The sequence below is a fragment of the Leisingera coralii genome, assembly GCF_049056525.1.
GTDB lineage: Bacteria > Pseudomonadota > Alphaproteobacteria > Rhodobacterales > Rhodobacteraceae > Leisingera > Leisingera coralii.
Window position 1 is genome coordinate 48,119 of sequence record NZ_JBHUPT010000046.1, and the last position, 15,416, is coordinate 63,534.

Annotated in this window: 15 protein-coding genes and 1 tRNA gene; 11 read left to right on the plus strand and 5 right to left on the minus strand. The window is 57.0% G+C overall.

The window, feature by feature from the left end; all coding sequences use genetic code 11:
- Positions 1-143: 143 nt before the first annotated feature.
- From ACFMBG_RS15485 to ACFMBG_RS15500, 4 genes are all read left to right on the plus strand, one after another.
- A complete protein-coding gene (locus tag ACFMBG_RS15485; protein ID WP_421055599.1) occupies positions 144-2,075 on the plus strand; it encodes an acyl CoA:acetate/3-ketoacid CoA transferase in 1,932 nt (643 codons plus the stop codon).
- Between the two features lie 299 nt (positions 2,076-2,374).
- Positions 2,375-2,449, plus strand: a tRNA-Gln gene (locus ACFMBG_RS15490).
- A gap of 390 nt (positions 2,450-2,839) precedes the next feature.
- Positions 2,840-3,244 (plus strand): hypothetical protein, encoded by a 405-nt coding sequence (locus ACFMBG_RS15495; RefSeq protein WP_421055600.1) that lies wholly within the window; start codon positions 2,840-2,842, stop codon positions 3,242-3,244.
- Positions 3,245-3,425: 181 nt separating this feature from the next.
- A complete protein-coding gene (locus tag ACFMBG_RS15500) occupies positions 3,426-4,295 on the plus strand; it encodes a hypothetical protein (protein ID WP_421055601.1) in 870 nt (289 codons plus the stop codon).
- A gap of 76 nt (positions 4,296-4,371) precedes the next feature.
- Here ACFMBG_RS15500 and ACFMBG_RS15505 read toward each other — a convergent pair whose 3' ends face one another.
- Entirely contained in the window at positions 4,372-4,767 is a 396-nt protein-coding gene (locus ACFMBG_RS15505) for a hypothetical protein (RefSeq protein ID WP_421055602.1), read from the minus strand.
- A gap of 493 nt (positions 4,768-5,260) precedes the next feature.
- Here ACFMBG_RS15505 and ACFMBG_RS15510 point away from each other — a divergent pair, with 493 nt between their 5' ends.
- The 3 genes from ACFMBG_RS15510 to ACFMBG_RS15520 are packed head-to-tail and all read left to right on the plus strand — an operon-like array spanning position 5,261 to position 6,724.
- Positions 5,261-5,827, plus strand: a complete 567-nt coding sequence (locus tag ACFMBG_RS15510) for a hypothetical protein (RefSeq protein ID WP_421055603.1) — start codon at positions 5,261-5,263, stop codon at positions 5,825-5,827.
- Positions 5,824-6,165 carry a hypothetical protein gene (locus ACFMBG_RS15515; RefSeq protein WP_421055604.1) on the plus strand — a complete coding sequence of 114 codons (342 nt, stop codon included), beginning with the start codon at positions 5,824-5,826 and terminating at the stop codon, positions 6,163-6,165. Before ACFMBG_RS15510 ends, ACFMBG_RS15515 begins: the two co-directional genes overlap by 4 nt.
- Positions 6,166-6,169: 4 nt before the next feature.
- Positions 6,170-6,724 (plus strand): uracil-DNA glycosylase family protein, encoded by a 555-nt coding sequence (locus ACFMBG_RS15520; RefSeq protein ID WP_421055605.1) that lies wholly within the window; start codon positions 6,170-6,172, stop codon positions 6,722-6,724.
- A 471-nt stretch (positions 6,725-7,195) separates the two neighbouring features.
- On the opposite strand, the gene ACFMBG_RS15525 is transcribed toward ACFMBG_RS15520, so the two are convergent.
- Both ACFMBG_RS15525 and ACFMBG_RS15530 read right to left on the minus strand, forming a co-directional pair.
- Positions 7,196-8,494, minus strand: coding sequence for a hypothetical protein (locus tag ACFMBG_RS15525; protein WP_421055606.1), 1,299 nt, complete (start codon positions 8,492-8,494; stop codon positions 7,196-7,198).
- Positions 8,495-9,046: 552 nt separating this feature from the next.
- Positions 9,047-9,736 carry a Cap15 family cyclic dinucleotide receptor domain-containing protein gene (locus ACFMBG_RS15530; RefSeq protein WP_421055607.1) on the minus strand — a complete coding sequence of 230 codons (690 nt, stop codon included), beginning with the start codon at positions 9,734-9,736 and terminating at the stop codon, positions 9,047-9,049.
- 84 nt (positions 9,737-9,820) lie between these two features.
- Between ACFMBG_RS15530 and ACFMBG_RS15535 the strand changes: the two genes are divergently transcribed.
- Together ACFMBG_RS15535 and ACFMBG_RS15540 are read left to right on the plus strand one after the other, a co-directional pair.
- Positions 9,821-11,041, plus strand: coding sequence for a CBASS cGAMP synthase (locus ACFMBG_RS15535; RefSeq protein WP_421055608.1), 1,221 nt, complete (start codon positions 9,821-9,823; stop codon positions 11,039-11,041).
- The gene (locus tag ACFMBG_RS15540) at positions 11,042-12,706 is read left to right on the plus strand and encodes a ThiF family adenylyltransferase (RefSeq protein WP_421055609.1); all 1,665 of its coding nucleotides are present in this window, start codon (positions 11,042-11,044) and stop codon (positions 12,704-12,706) included. It abuts the gene before it with no gap.
- A 311-nt stretch (positions 12,707-13,017) separates the two neighbouring features.
- Here ACFMBG_RS15540 and ACFMBG_RS15545 read toward each other — a convergent pair whose 3' ends face one another.
- On the minus strand, positions 13,018-13,224 hold the full coding sequence (locus ACFMBG_RS15545) for a hypothetical protein (protein WP_421055610.1): 207 nt from the start codon (positions 13,222-13,224) through the stop codon (positions 13,018-13,020).
- A 366-nt stretch (positions 13,225-13,590) separates the two neighbouring features.
- Between ACFMBG_RS15545 and ACFMBG_RS15550 the strand changes: the two genes are divergently transcribed.
- Positions 13,591-13,860, plus strand: a complete 270-nt coding sequence (locus tag ACFMBG_RS15550; protein ID WP_421055611.1) for a hypothetical protein — start codon at positions 13,591-13,593, stop codon at positions 13,858-13,860.
- Positions 13,861-14,178: 318 nt separating this feature from the next.
- Positions 14,179-14,820, plus strand: coding sequence for a hypothetical protein (locus ACFMBG_RS15555; RefSeq protein ID WP_421055612.1), 642 nt, complete (start codon positions 14,179-14,181; stop codon positions 14,818-14,820).
- A 184-nt stretch (positions 14,821-15,004) separates the two neighbouring features.
- Here ACFMBG_RS15555 and ACFMBG_RS15560 read toward each other — a convergent pair.
- Positions 15,005-15,416: integrase core domain-containing protein (locus ACFMBG_RS15560; protein ID WP_421055613.1), on the minus strand; the 412-nt coding region annotated here is incomplete at its 5' end.

Consider the following 15,416-nt stretch of genomic DNA (forward strand, 5'->3'; position numbering starts at 1 on the left):
GGCCGCGATGTCGTAACTCCCCCCTCCGCTGACGCAATCAAGGGACAGCTGCGACCTGCCCCGCGCCTAAAATGCCCGATCAGTTTCCGTGAAACCGCGAGGTTCATGCGGAGGGCCACAGGTATCGGGGAGGACGCGCCGCCATGAAAGACAAGACAACCACCACCGAACAGGCAATGGCACTGATCCGGGACGGCGACGTCGTGACCACAACCGGCTTTGTGCAAAGCTGCATCCCCGAAATGCTACACGCGGCGCTTGAAAAGCGCTTCCTGGAACAGGGCGCGCCCCGCGACCTGACCCTGATCATGTGTGCAGGCGCCGGCGACAGCAAGGGCCTGGGCACCGGGCGGCTGCACCACGACGGCCTGCTGCGCCGGGTAATTGCGGGCAACTTCGGACGCATGCCCAAGGTGGCGCAGGCGGCGCAGGAGAACAAGATCTGCGGCTACAACCTTCCGCAGGGGGTGATCTCGCAGCTTTACCGGGCGTGTGCCGCGGGCCAGCCGGGACTGTTCTCCAAGGTCGGCCTGCACACTTATGTCGACCCGCGCCACGGCGGCGGCAAGGTCAACAAGGTGACCGAGGAGGACATCGTCCGCTACCACGAAGTCGATGGCGAGGAATGGCTGTTCTACAAGGCCACCAAGATCGACGTCGCCTTCATCCGCGGCACCAGCGCCGACCGGTCCGGCAACATCAGCATGGAACGCGAGGCTCTGACGCTGGACTGCCTGGCGCAGGCGATGGCGGCCCACAACAACGGCGGCATTGTCATCGCCCAGGTGGAGCGCATCGTCGAAGACGGCTCGATCAAGCCCAAGGACGTGAAGATCCCCGGCCTGCTGGTGGACTGCGTCTGCGTCGCCGATGACCCGGAGATGCACCGGATGAACTATGGCGTGCAGCACAATCCGGCACTGTCGGGCGAAATCCGGGTGCCGGTTGAAGGCATCCCGAAAATGCCGCTGGACCAGCGCAAGATCATCGCCCGCCGCGCCGCATTTGAACTGCCACCCAACGGCGCCGTCAATCTCGGCGTCGGCGCCCCGGACGGCGTCGCAGCAGTGGCAAACGAGGAGAAGGCCACCCAGTACATCACCCTCACCACCGAAGCCGGCGCGGTGGGCGGTGTGCTAGCAGGCGGTTCCAGCTTCGGCTCGTCGGCCAATGCCGATGCCATCATCGACCAGAACCAGATGTTCGATTTCTACGACGGCGGCGGCCTCGACCTCACCTGCCTCGGTATGGCCGAATGCGACGCCGAGGGCAGCGTCAACGCTTCCCGTTTCGGCGGCCGCCTGAACGGCTGCGGCGGCTTCATCAACATCTCGCAGAACTCCCGCGCCGTTGTCTTTGCCGGCACTTTCACCGCGGGCGGCCTGAAGGTCGCGGTCGAAGACGGCGAGCTGCGCATCGTCCAGGAGGGACGCAACAAGAAGTTCGTCCGCCTGATCGAGCAAATCACCTTCTCAGGCCCCTATGCCTCGCAGCGCTCGCAACCGGTGCTTTACGTGACCGAGCGCTGCGTGCTGCAGCTGACCCCCAGGGGGCTGGAGCTGATCGAGATCGCCCCTGGCATTGATCTGCAGCGTGACATCCTCGACCAGATGGAGTTCAAGCCGATCATCGAAAACGTCGCCCTGATGGACCCTCGCATCTTCCGGGATGAGCCGATGGGACTGCTGGATGACCTGCTGAACCTCAACTTGTCCGAGCGCGTCACTTATGACGCCGCGCGCCACACCATGTTCCTCAACCTCGAAGGATGGAGCGTCAAGAAGAAGCGCGATATCGAGGACCTGGACCGGGTGCTGCAGGAGGCTTTCGCCAAGAGCGGCCGAGATGTGAAGATGGTAATGAACCAGAACGGCTTCCGCATCGCCGAGGACTTGCAGGACGATTACGCTGCCACGGTAGGCCAGACGCTCGAGAAACACAGCGCGTCCATTGCTCACTACACCACCAGCGCCTTCATGCGCCTGAAGATGCAAGGCACGCTCGCCAGCCGCAGCGTGCAGCCGCATATTTTCGAAAGCGGCGAGGAAGCGCATCAGGCGATTTGGGGCTCCTGAGGCGCTTGCACGTAGGGCCAGCCTTCATTGGGCTGGCCACCGCAATTTCCCGGTGCCAGCCTGCTCAATCTCGCCACGGGGAGGCCTCTGCCGTGACCGGGAAACGCTTGGCCAGCCAGCAGCAGGAATTGAGGCAACTCTTTAAATTCATTTCCCTTTCCTGCCTGCAACGCCCTAACCTCACAGGAGTTCAACCACCTGCCTGCGGGTTTTCTGAGGGGCTTAAAGGAATAACTGCATTTTTTTTCGAAAACCCTCTTGCACCCCCCCGCAACAAACTTTAGACAGCGCCTCACCGATGGGGTGTAGCCAAGTGGTAAGGCAGCGGTTTTTGGTACCGTGTACCGTAGGTTCGAATCCTACCACCCCAGCCATCTCCCATGACAAAGTCCCGGAAAGCCCAAGAATATAGGGCCGAAAGATCCCGTTCGCAAAACGCCGTGCCGCACTCCGCCGGGAGTATGACACAAGGTGTGACACAGGCTGCGGCACAAGCCGCGGCGCATCGCGTGCCGCCGGGTCCAGCGCACGAGCCTCAAGCTCCCTCCCGCCCCGCCCGGACGCATTCCGGCCGCCGTCCGGCCGGCCCCTACCTCCAGCGGCGCGGCCGAATCTTCTATTTCAGGAAGCGTTTTTCGCAGGTAATCGCAAAAAAGGGCGGCAAACCGTTTCTGTGTTTGTCCCTTCGAACCCCTTTACTCTCCGAGGCGATGAGCCGGGCGGCTCGTCTCCTCGCAGTTTTGGAACTCGAAGAGATAAGCATCATGACCGACCAAATCAAGCAGGCCATGTCCGGCCAAGAGATCACAGCCCTTCTGACCGAAGCCGCGCGGCAGGAACTCGGCCGCATCACCCTCCAGCAGGACAGCGCACCGCACGGCCACCCGGTCATCCAGTCCTGCGGGCTGGCGCCGGTGGAGAGCTTCGTGGTGGAGGTTGTCCTCGGCGAGAACGGCGAGGCCGATGCCATCCATGTCAGCGGTGGTGACGGCGGAGAGAACCTCTTCAGCTTCGACCGCAACGAGGCGGCCGGAAGCGCCGCATCAAAGCACTCCGCGATCCTGGCCGCCGCGAAGAAATTCCGCGAGATTGTAGGCACTCACCCCCTCCGTTTGCCGCGCAGCCCGCAGAAACGGGCGGCCATCGAGAGTTTCCACGCACTCGGCTGAGAAACTGCCGAACAAAATGCGGTTTTGCGGAAATCCCGGAGTTGGCAATCCAGAATGCGGCTTCTAACCCGGAGTTACGCCAATCGGACCGGCGTGGATTGCGGACTGCAAGCGCCGGTTCTCCCACCTTCAACAAACGAGCCGGAGAGCCCCGGCTTGAAAGACAGACAGGCACCTCATCATGGTCATCGCCCTCGTTCGCCGCATCGACACGCAGCATTTCATAGGCTTCTTCGCCGCACCGGACATTCCGGCATTGGCGCAACTCGTTCAGGAGGCGGACCACCCTACGGAGTGCGAGTTCGCCGAAATTCCCTCCGGCGGTTTCGTCTGCGGGAATCCTTACAGCTACGACGTCCGAATTCCATTGCAGGAGAAGGAAGACCGGCAAATCGAGCCCTTTGACGCTGAATGGCCGCACTCCTTCGAGGTGTTTGATGCAGCTGAACCGACCGAGGGGCTCGCTTGTCGCGATGTGAAGCTGTTTCTGGGCCTCTGCCAGTTTCTTCTTGGCTTCGTCGCGCTCCTGCTCAAGGCTCTGGAGAGCGTTTTGCTGGTCAGCAAGAACGGCCTCGAGCTCCTTGATGCGGAACTGGGCATTGCGTTTATCTGTGCGGAACTCTTCGCACTTCTGATCCGCAATGGCTTGGCAAACCGAATGCTGACGAGCCACGATCAGCTGCAACTCGCGCCCGATTGTGGCAACGGCGTCACCCACGGCCAGGGCGACAGTGTCCGGCAGCGCCGCCAGCAGCGATTGTTCTTCTGCCTCGGCAAGCTCTTCGTGCACGGCTTGGACAAGGCCTTCCAAGCGCTCCTGGCGAATAGTATCTTTCACGTTGTGCTCGCTGCAAAGCTTGGCCTTAACGAAGGCTGCGTCGAGGTCAGCCGCCGGGACACCGTCCTCAATGCCTTTGCGGATGATCTCATGCACAAGGCGGGGATCGTAACTGAGCGGGCGCCCGCCGGCATTGCATTTGCTTTGTGTCTTCTTGCTCATGGCATGTTTGTCTTTCCGTTTGTCAAACCGGGTTGGACAAACCCGGCTTGATAGTTGCGTATGCCGGGTAAATTGGTCCGTTTGCCGGGAGCAGAAATTCTGCACCCGGCAAGGTGCCCGCGCTGTTCTACATGCGTTGCCCGCCGCGCGACGGCTGGCTCTGGCTGGCCGCAGATTGCGCCAGTGCATCCTGATACTCGCGAACAAGCCGCTCGAACTCAGCGAACTCGGCAACCTGGATGTCGACACCCTGAGCCCGCAAGTAGTTACGCCAAGCCGGGCCGCGGGGATCGAGCAAACGCGCCAGTCCAGCGGCCACCCGCTGAATAGACGCACTCAGAGTGGTGTCGGATTGAAGATCTTCGACCAGGCGGGCCACCATTTGCTGACCAGGTGATCCTCCCAGGATCTTAGCGGCGATCGCCAGGGCCTGGAGGTTTTCCCCAACGAAACGGTGAAACTCGGTCGGGGGTTGCGCGCGCATAAATGCCGGCACGCGGAGTGGCGTCGGATGAAACGTCATTGTGGTCTCCATTTTTAGTGCCGGCGAATATGCGCCGGCGTCAAGTGCGCTGCGGTGCCAGCAAAGCAGACATCTTGCGCGAGTGCGTCTCCCGGCGGGACCAAGCCGAAAAACAGACAGAGAAGTGGCAGCTGACCTTGTGATCGGCGCACCCCTCACAAGTAAGTTTGGCTGTTTTCAGAAAGGCGAAAAAATTTGTGACACCCTGTAGAGGGGAGTGAGCGACAAGGACCTCGTGAAATCGAATGATATTTGCCAGCCTGTATCGGACAGGTGCCGCTGGTCATCTGTCCGCCCGCTGATCGCACACGCGATCACGTCGGCGCGCAGTCCGATTGCCGAGCTCATGACCAATAGTGGTGTTTGAACGTTGAAATCTAAGAAGATCCCCTTGAGCTCTGTGAGCGCAGCAATCCAAGGAACGTTTAGTTATGGTACGCAACGATTGGCGCATCAATGCTGCCAAGTTAACTGCTCGTTGCCAATTACCCGAATGCCAAGCCAACTGGGTGACAGTTTCCCGATTGCGGTTTCACTTTTCTTACCCTCAAATAGTGAAATGCAGTTCAATTTGACCCGCGATCAGATCCTCGAATACGCCGAACGGTACGTCTACGATGCAGATGACGTTCTCGGTTCTCGCATGGAGGCTGCGGCGCAGCGCGGATACATGAGGCGGAACGACCTGATTGAGGTTGCGAGTTGGAAGTGGCGGGGTGGTCGCACGCGGCAGCTCTGCGGTCAGAACACCGAATCTGAGGTCGAGGAGATAACCCGCGCTTCGTTCGCAGCTAAGTCCGAGCGGCTCCGCATCGGCGCTCTCCTTTCGCTTCGTGGAGTGCAATGGCCCATGGCGAGTGTGATCCTGCACTTTGCATTCCCAGACCGGTATCCGATCCTGGACGTCAGAGCAATGAACACCGTTGGCGGATCGACGCACTACACCTTCGAGAAATGGCAGGTATACCTTGAGATGTGCCAGGCGGAGGCCAAAAGCCACGGCATCACAATGCGCACGCTCGACAAGGCACTCTGGGCTTTCGACAAAGGGACACCATGACTTGGGGCCTGAAAGCAGTCCTGGCCGACTTCGCCAAAGTTGCCCGACTTGCAGGTGTGGTGCTGGCCGCGGCCGGCATCCGCGTTGAGAAACAGCCCGCACCCCACACGCCTGTCAATCGAGCAAATGGCCATCCATGGCTAAAGCCCAAGCAGCGGAAGGCGATCTGGTGGGCAAGTAAAGCCGTCGCCAGCGCGACCGGCCCAGAACTACCATCCAGACTTCCGCTGATGCTGCGGCGCGGCATCCTCAAAGTCATCACAAGCCCCCGGCGCAGCAAACATGCCTTTGCCCACCGGCAAAGCGCTTTCCATTGGAAAAATCTCGTGCGACGCTGACATGATGGCACACCACGTCTTTCCTCGCATAGCACCCTACCACAGCGGTCCCTATGTGATCGCAGCGATCCTTCAAGATCCAGGAACGCTCCACGGATCAGGTTGCAACGCGCAGCTGACCGGCGAAATTGGTGTATTGAATGGCGACCCAACGGCTAACCTCTGTCGGCAGGCGCTTGAGACACACGGCATCCCGCTGTCGGCTTATTTGCCGCTTAACGCCGTGCCTTGGTATGACGCGCCACGCCACCGCAGCGATAACCTCCTGCGCGAAGGTGCAAAGCACAACCGGGCATTAATAGCTAAACACAACGTCAAGCTGGTGCTTCTTCTCGGCAAGCAGGCGTGGCGCAGCGAGCGCTGGCTTGATCTTCCCGGTGATATCGAAACACGTCGTTTACCTCATCCTGGTCGTCTCGGACTTATTAATTTCCATGTGGATGGCAAGCGGGTCGGAGCTGACGAAGCACAACGCATCTTGATCGAAGGTTTCTCCCCAAGTGTGTCCGTGTACAGCTTTCTGAAACGCTCAAGCACACACTGCGACTGTGCGAGCTAACATGCCAATGGGCGGTGTAAGTATAGCCCAGAGCCGATTTGCATACCGTCCGCAGCGGATAGCAGGAACCGGCCTTTCTCCGGAATTTGTGCCTGGCGCAATGACCGCTCCGGTGAAGGTTCAAAGCCCTGAGGTCATCTTATCGAAAGTGGTTGTTCGGAAAGGAGAACCGGCCACTTATGAAACGGCGGGCCTCACCAATCAGAACCGCCCAAGTGCTTATGGCAGCTGAACCCCGTTCAATCGAGAAAACGCCGCAACAACGATGTTGGGCGGCGTTTCGGTCCCGGACCAGGAAATTTGGAGACTACTCAGTCCACCGTTTCGAGGAACGTGCGGAGTTCGGCATTAAATCCATCGGGATCGTCTCAGACCCGCATCCTGGCCGGGGAGTTGCCGTTCGCCTCGCATGTCATGAAAGGCGGCAAATCAACGGCTCTTGCCATCACGCGATATTTTGATCGAACTTCTTCAGTTGGCTGCGACCTGTGGAGCACGCTTATACGCTTCGAGGTGATGTTGGTCCAAGAGCGCCTCAAGGTTTGCATCTGTGATCGGATTCTTCTCGTAGAGCAATTCAATAAACTCTTTGAAGCCATGGCTCCCGCGCAGGTCCGCCCCTTCCTGCGAGGCGTCCAGCACAAGTTCTATGTCGTTGGGCGAGTAGCGGTCGGCGAGAGGAATGGCGACGATCGCGGCGAGGTCATTGGCCTGGTTCCAGTTGGTGGCGGACGCGTAAAGTTCCGCCCCACGTGTAATCATCTCAGTGGGAGGTTCGGTCACACCGGCCAATTGATCTGCGCTTAGAGTGGCCAACACCTCAAGCGCACTGGCGCGCCACCAGCCCATCTGTAACGCCAACTTGACCGCCAGCCCTTTGTCATCCGAAGTATCATTTTCGAGCCAAGTTTTCAGGACAACCTGCGTCGCATCGTCGACCTGCTCACCCACCTCCTGAATGCGAAGGGATATTGCCGCAGCAAAACGCACCGCGTCAGGAATACCATTCTTTGCCAGTTTTTGAATCGATGCCACCAATCTGGGCAATGCGATTGGACGGTGTAGTTCCACTGCGGCTTCAATTGCAATCAACACGTTGTCGTTGTTGTGGTAGGGGTTGGTCGCATCCGGCCAACCGAAAGCAAGGTCATCTACAAACGCGCGGACGAGCGGGTCACGTGCGTTACCAATTTCAGTTCCGCGCATACGCACGACCGCATCGTCGAGCTTCTTGGGGAAAAATGGCGAAATAACTACAGTTCTGAGATTGGCCAGTGCCGCTTTGCCCTGCCGCGCAGGTTGGGAAAGAACGTGACTCAATGCCGAGCGAATGTGCAGTCGCGCGAGTTCAGCGGGAGGCGAATAGGGCTGGGTGCCATGAAAAAAGGTGGGGTGAGCGCAGCGGTTTCGGTCTGCGCGCAACCGGCTCAACTCCTCGAACTCTTGATGGCCAAAAAAATCGAACTTATCACGAAAGTGCTCGAGAAGGTTCCGTTCAAACTCAAGCAGGCCCGGAATTGCCTGTGAATTACCATTGAGTTGTTGTTCTTGGAGCTTATCCAGCTTTTTCACAAGCGCATCGGCTACCTGGTCGCCGTCAAATGCTAAACCGCGTAGCTTTGCAATCAGATCAAAGCACACACTTACATACGCCGAAACGATAGCTGCGCGATACGCCCCTGTTTCATAACAGCGAACCGCTTCGCGAATGTGGACCTTTGCGTCGTCATCGACACACCGCACGATCATTTCTTCGAAACCGAGAATCATAGGTATTTTCTCACCTGAGTAAAGTAGTGGTTGATTACATCAAACCGTTTAGCGCTCAGTAGCGCAGCGCAAAATTTCGTGGGATAATCTCCCACGATTGCTCACATTAGATTTCGGTGTGGCAACAAAGTTCAGAGCTACACACGAATGGAGCCAAAGGCCATGTCGCCTTCAGGTATAGAACCTCTCGCAACCCACTACGCCAAGTAAAAAAAGATCCCTGTGTGCTGAGAGCAAAACTTCATCACGGCGGCCCACAATAGCAGTTAAGTGCCGACACCACTTCGGCCAATGGCGGCTTTTGCACGGTTGTTACCCATTCATGTCCAGCGCAGCATTCGGTAATTTTGGGCTGTCTGTCTGTTTGACGTCATCGGACCCAAAGCAGCATTCCGCCGACGGCTACCTCTGAGATAGATGAGGACGGCTCGCAGGAGACTTCACCGTCGAACCTTGATGCTTAGCTGTAGCCGACCAAATCGGCCGTACTCGCTTTGCACCGCAATTTTTTAGTCAGCTCCACGGTGCGAGACGAACCTGAAGGAAGCAGTCCTATCTTGCTTTCGAAACTTCTGGAGTTCGGACATCAACCCGCGTTGCTACAAGACTGCCAGCCGTGTTCAATGCCTTCTTCCAGTTCCTGTTCGTCCAATAGGTTCCGCGCATTTGGTTGAATGACTCGCCGCCATCGACTTCCAACCTCGCTGCCCCCATGTGCATCTGTTCATCAGTTGCCAGATTGTTCGGTGTTTGATTCTTATACGTGTACGTCAAGTAGAAGCGCCCGCTCTGGCTATCTCTTTCGGGGTGAACAAACAACGTATCCGAGTTTGAATACTTATCGTCACCATCAAATCGTATGCTCACCTTGAACCAGGTTTGTGAAATAATGAAACGTCCTGGAATAGTAGATTTGACTTTCGATGGATCAAGGTCTTTCAAAGCGGGATGGAATTTCGCATGTTCCAGAATGTTCGACTCCATTGTGGTCGCCCACTCTCCGTTCAAGTCAGGGAAAACCCACTGATTGAGTTTTGGCACCTTTCGCCAGACAACCCGCCAGACCGACGTCCCTCCTAACACGTAGAGGATTATTGCAAACACCCCCGGTGTTGCGAATGCCACGCGGACCCAATCCCGCGCACCGCCTGGCTGATACATCAACCAACACAGGGCAGCGCTCAGCCCAACCAACCCGACAAGGATATAGTTTCTAACCCTTTCATCCAACACCTTATACATATGAGAGACCCCGATATTTCGTTGCGCAGCAGCCCAACCATACTATACCATGTAAGAAAGTGTGTCACTCACGGGATCAAACCTATGACGGCGATGAATGCAAATGCGCTTTTTGTGGGCGCGAAGATTGACCCCTCGTATCATCAGGCGATTATATTGCCTGATGTGATCAAGGGCGCACTACGCAACGCCGACAAGAAAATACGCAGAGCGATCCGAGCGAGCGCGGAACTGGTTATCAATTCAGGCCGCGCTATGCACTACGCAACCGACCGCTACCGTGGAACCGTGCAAAAACCTCCGAAGTTCGAGGTGCGGTTTTTACACCAGGGCAGTACGGTTTACCAAACCGATATCCATCCGGCCTTTATGCCGCCGCAGCAAACAGACCTGGATGACGGTATTTACGTTAAAACATCATTTGTGTCTCAGGATGAACCGTCCCTTGCTGCCACGAAGTTTTTTGAATTGGTTGAAGGCGCTTTGCAACCTCTGTGCGATGAGGAAGGCTGGTCTCTCAAGCGAAAGAAAACCTGCGTCCGTGTCGAATTGGACAAAACTAAGCACATCGACCTGCCGCTATATGCCATCCCCGATGAAGAGTTCCACACACTGGAGCTATGCGCCCAAGATCTGACCGGGATGGCTTTGAACGCCGGACCTCACAGGATGGTGGAATTGTTCGACCGATTTGGCAGCTTGCGTATACCGACAGATAGGGTGATGTTGGCGCACCGCGAAGATGGATGGATACATTCCGACCCCCGCGCGTTGCATGATTGGTTCAATGCGCAGGTTGATCGGTACGGTCCGCAACTACGACGCATTTGCCGATATGCAAAAGGTTGGCGTGATTTCACATTCACAACAGGCGGTCCATCATCCATAGCATTGATGGTGTGTGTCGCAAACACTTACCGGCTGAACGGTGTCTCCGCGGATGATAGCCGGGACGATCTCGCATTTCTTGAAATCGCCGAGAGCCTTCCTGAATTATTCACCAATGAAATCGAAAATCCGGTGCTGGAAGGCGCACCCATCCTAAACGATTGGGAAGGTGAAGAGAAGCAGACCTACATTACCTACGCCCGCGATCTGCATAGCACAGTGAACGGCGCGCTGAACGGGCACAGCAACTCCGATATTACTGTTGACCGGCTGCGCAGCGCGCTGGGTGAACGGATACCGTATCGCCCAGACCTCGTGAAGGCGTTTCCACGTGCACCTCAGATCATGCACGGTGTCGCAGGTGCGGGAGTTTCAACCACACCGCTACCGTCCGTGGCACGCACCACGTCTGGCTAAATGGATAGCTGGCGGAAAGTTAGGGATAGCCTTTCTGCCCTGGGTTTTTATCCGGTGGCCGTTTCTGAGTGGGACGCTTTTCATGGAAAGGTGAAGATTGGCCGCGTTGAGGTGAGCTTGGAACTTCGGTTTCGAGACTATGAGTTTTTGGAACCGCCCAAAGTCTATGTCCTGGATACCACTACGTTGCCCAAGTCTCTTTCGGGTCACGTGCTGACGGATGGTTCGCTCTGTTATGCTGATAGAGCCACACTCCTGCTCGACAGATACCAACCCGACCGAAGTGCTGCGTCCGTGGTCGAACTGGCCAAGAAGACCCTGTATACATTGCTCCACGGCAACCCGACACCGGAAGTTATGGCGGAACTTGCAGCTTACTGGGGCGGGGCGCAATATGTACTCATTGATGCCCCTAAGTCTCTGAAAACCGCAACGTTGGGTGTGATCGATTTTGGGCGCAATCACTCCCTTTTGGCGGCTGCCGGCAATGAACTACGATTGAAGAAATGGGCGTCAAAGGCCGGTGGAAAAGCCAGCGCTTTTTCTTCCTATCCTGTCATCCACTGTGATGTTCCCCTAAACCGCTTTGAAGGAGATTTAACGTTCGGCGGTGCGTTACGTTGGGTGGCCGCACACATGGATGATCCATCGCATCTACGAGACCTCGTCCGGCCAAAGAAAAAGGATCTGAAACCCGGCCTGCTTGTCTCAGGGCCAAACGCTATTATTGGATTTCGGGCTAAAGAGCCGGCAATCATCAAGAGAGCAAAACAGGGCGGATTCCGTCCGGCAAGCATATTGGAACTGTGGTTTCAGCATGAAGAGAGTATCGAAATCGACCGCTTTTCTTTCGACCTTTGCTCCATGGAGGAAGTCAGCGCCAGAAACCTGAACCGGGCTGCTCCGCTGGCAGGCAAAAAAGTCGCGCTGATCGGATGCGGTACCATCGGCGGCTATCTTGCGCGCGCCTTGGTGCAACTTGGCGCAGGGCAGGCTGAACGGTTTCTTATCATCGACGATGACATACTGAAGCCCGAGAATACCGGACGCCACCTTCTTGGGGCACGATTTCTCTATCGACCGAAATCCTCCTCCCTTGCAGAACTTCTGGAAACTGACTTCCCGAGCGTTAGCGTCACCGCGATCTCAGGAAACGCTACCACTCAGTTCGAGCGATTGTCAGCCTATGACATCGTCGTCGATGCCACCGGGGATCAGCAGTTTTCCGATGCAATTAACGCACATGCCATCCAAGCACAGCGCGACGGCTCCCCATTCCCGCCGATCCTTTTTACAATGATCTTTGGAAACGGCCTTGCCGCCCAATCCTATCTGGCACGCTGGATAGAGGGCGGAGCGTGTTACCGATGCCTGCGACCAAAGTTCGATGGGCGATGGCGATATGGCCCCATCAAGCAAAACGGGCCGGAAACCCAGACCGCCGTTCGCCCATGTTCGCAAGGAGCTTTCACGCCTTTCTCTGTGGCGGCATCGCACGCTTGTGCCGCGCTGGCCACGCAGCATGTGTCAGACTACTTTGAGAAAGGATACACCGGCGATCTTCGCACTGTCCGCGTAGCATACGAAGGTACGAGTGATGTACCCCGCCGCAATGTCAAGGCGATAGAAAGCTGTCCGGCGTGTGGCGCGAGTGGTTCTGGATGACTGTAATGTGGGAGGAAAGCTAAATTTCACACCGGTTGGTCTGATCGATACGAAAGTTTGGCCCACCTGCATGTCGGCTATTGACATATCAGCAACCAGGTTTTCGCTTCCGCAGCGAAAGTCCTTTTCCGCTCATTTCCGTAGAAAAAAAACACCCGTTCGAGAGCGCGAAAACTCCGGTGCTTGAGATGAGCGCGTGCGCCTTCCCTGTCAGACGTTCCGCATTTGCTGCGGCGCGGGAAGGATCTTGGCGAGTTTCCTGCCCGCATTCAATTACTCCAAACCAACCGCAGTCACCATAAACCCAGCCATCACGTTTTGTCGCTTTGGGATGCTGCAATGGCCATATGGGTGGCGCGCCGATTACGCCCGGATTGTTGTCTGCGCTCCACTGATGACCGTGCCAGGGTGTCGAGCTGGTACTTACGGCGGATTTCCCAGTCCACTTGGTGGCAGGAGGCCATCGCATATGAAGTTCCGGCGTCACCATTCTCGATGGCTTCGTCCGTATGCAGCATAGTCCGGGTGCTTGTTTTCTTGTGAGAGAGGCCGATGGCTGGGGTGGTAGGACGCCTTGCCTGCCGATCCGCTACATCGCCTTAGCCGACCCGCTAGCAAATCTGGGGCCGTTCCTGGGGCCTTTCCGCTAGCTAACGACACGTCTCCGGGCCGCCAGCAGCCTGCTCACCCAACATCCCAGCCAGCATATCCCAGCCAAGAGCCGCTATCGACCCGCCGACGCATCCCAGCCTATCGCTATCGACCCGCTGACGAGTGGTGACGGTGGAGACCGGTGGTGGCGAGGGGCGGTGTGTGGGGGGGAGAAACTCTTTGCGTTTAACCGTCATCGGACTAATCTGCCACTGCATTGAAAGGGGCTATTAATGACCAAGGACAACAAGGATTTGGCAACTGCGTCTGGCGCTATTGTTGGTGGTGGCGCGGCCATAGCGGGGATCTCTCAACTGGGTGCTGTAACCGGACTGGGGGCAACCGGCATAACGTCTGGCCTAGCAACGTTCGGCGCATTCGTTGGTGGAGGAATGGCATCCGGTTTGGCGCTTACTGCGGCAGCACCTGTCCTTGGCGGTGTATTGGCATTTGCTGGATACCGCTACTTCACCGCAGAGGAGGAAAACCAACCAGAAGAGTAAATACCTGCAGGCGCGCAATTGGTTGCTCGTCTTCTCGGTGCTTGTGTCTTATCATCAGGAATAGGTTCTCCCAGCCAGCTGAACCGGGGCGCTACCAAGGGCGGTTTGGTAACTTGGGTCAGTGATCGGCAAACGGGGCGCCTATCGACATCTCAGCCATGACAACCCTGCCAATAGCCGCTGTCGACCCGCCAACAAATCCCAGCCAAGCCGTGAGCAAGGAGCCGCTGTGATCAGGCGGCGTTTCGGTTTCGAAGTTTCCTTCTCCCGTTATAAGGTAGTTTTCATAAAGCCATTTTGTGCGAGGAGGGCTTAGGGTTGGGATTGCTATCTGACGAAAGGTACTGGGCAAAGGTTGCAAATGATCTCTGGGATCTAAGGCCTACTCAGGGGGCAACGTACTCCGACGAAGGCGTGCTCAGGGTTCTGGAACTGGTTTGCAAGGCAATGACTGATCTGGTGTCGGATAACAGTTTTCAGGCCGACCTAACCGCCGCTTTTAATCGGCCACTGCCCTCTCCAAACCAAATGGCAATGGCGGGTTTTCTACGTGAGTTTGTAAGGACAGAGAGAAAGATAGCTATAGACTCAGGTGCTTACCAGGGTGCGGCCATTGAGCTAGGGCGAGCGGTTCGAAGAATCAACAAGGAGTTCTCGCCCCAAGAACTTCTAAATGTTAATGTCGAAGAGCTGGCTGACTTGATAGAGTTTACGAGAAAGAAGGCCTGCGCAGCCAAGAAGGATCTGGCTAGCGCCCTTGAGAAAACGGACCAAAGGTCAATTCTCGACCGGACACTGCGAGCGACGACTGGGGTGGTGTCGATTAGCATCAACTCAGGAGTAACTGCCGCAGCAACCGCTGTGAACGCTCCAGCTGGAGCTGCGACGGGCCTTCTCTTGGGGTGGTCTGTCTTGTCTGGCGGAAAAATAGTGAAAGAAGCTTGGAGCGGCGTTTGGTGACCCGATAGCCGCGTTGGCCGGTGTGTGGGGTGGGGTTAACTGCTCACATTGCATTTGGGAAGCTGTGCCAAAACCCACTCTGGTGTTGGTCGAACCATTTCTGGGAGTTCTTGAAGGACATCGTCAACAACTTCAACGCTTAGCTCAGCTACTTCTGACGTGCTCCCCTTAGAGTCCGCGTTTTTCAGTTAGCTCTGCTCAGGGTTTGGTCCTCTCTTGACCGTTGGTGATACTCCCGCGGGGTGAGCCCGTCGAGGCTCGAATGCGGGCGGTGGTGATTGTAGTCGTCGCGCCAGGCGTGGATCAGGTGACGGGCATGGCGCAGGCTCGCAAACAAATGCTCGTTCAGGCACTCATCCCGAAGGCGGCCATTGAAGCTCTCCACGAAGCCGTTCTGCATCGGTTTGCCGGGCGCGATGTAGTGCCATTCTACCTGCCGGTCTTGCTGCCATTTCAGGATCGCGTTGCTGGTCAGTTCGGTGCCGTTGTCGGACACCAGCAAGCAGGGATAGCCACGCAGATCGGCGATCCTGTCCAGTTCCCTGGCGACCCGCAGGCCCGACAGAGATGTATCCACGACCGTGGCCAGGCATTCC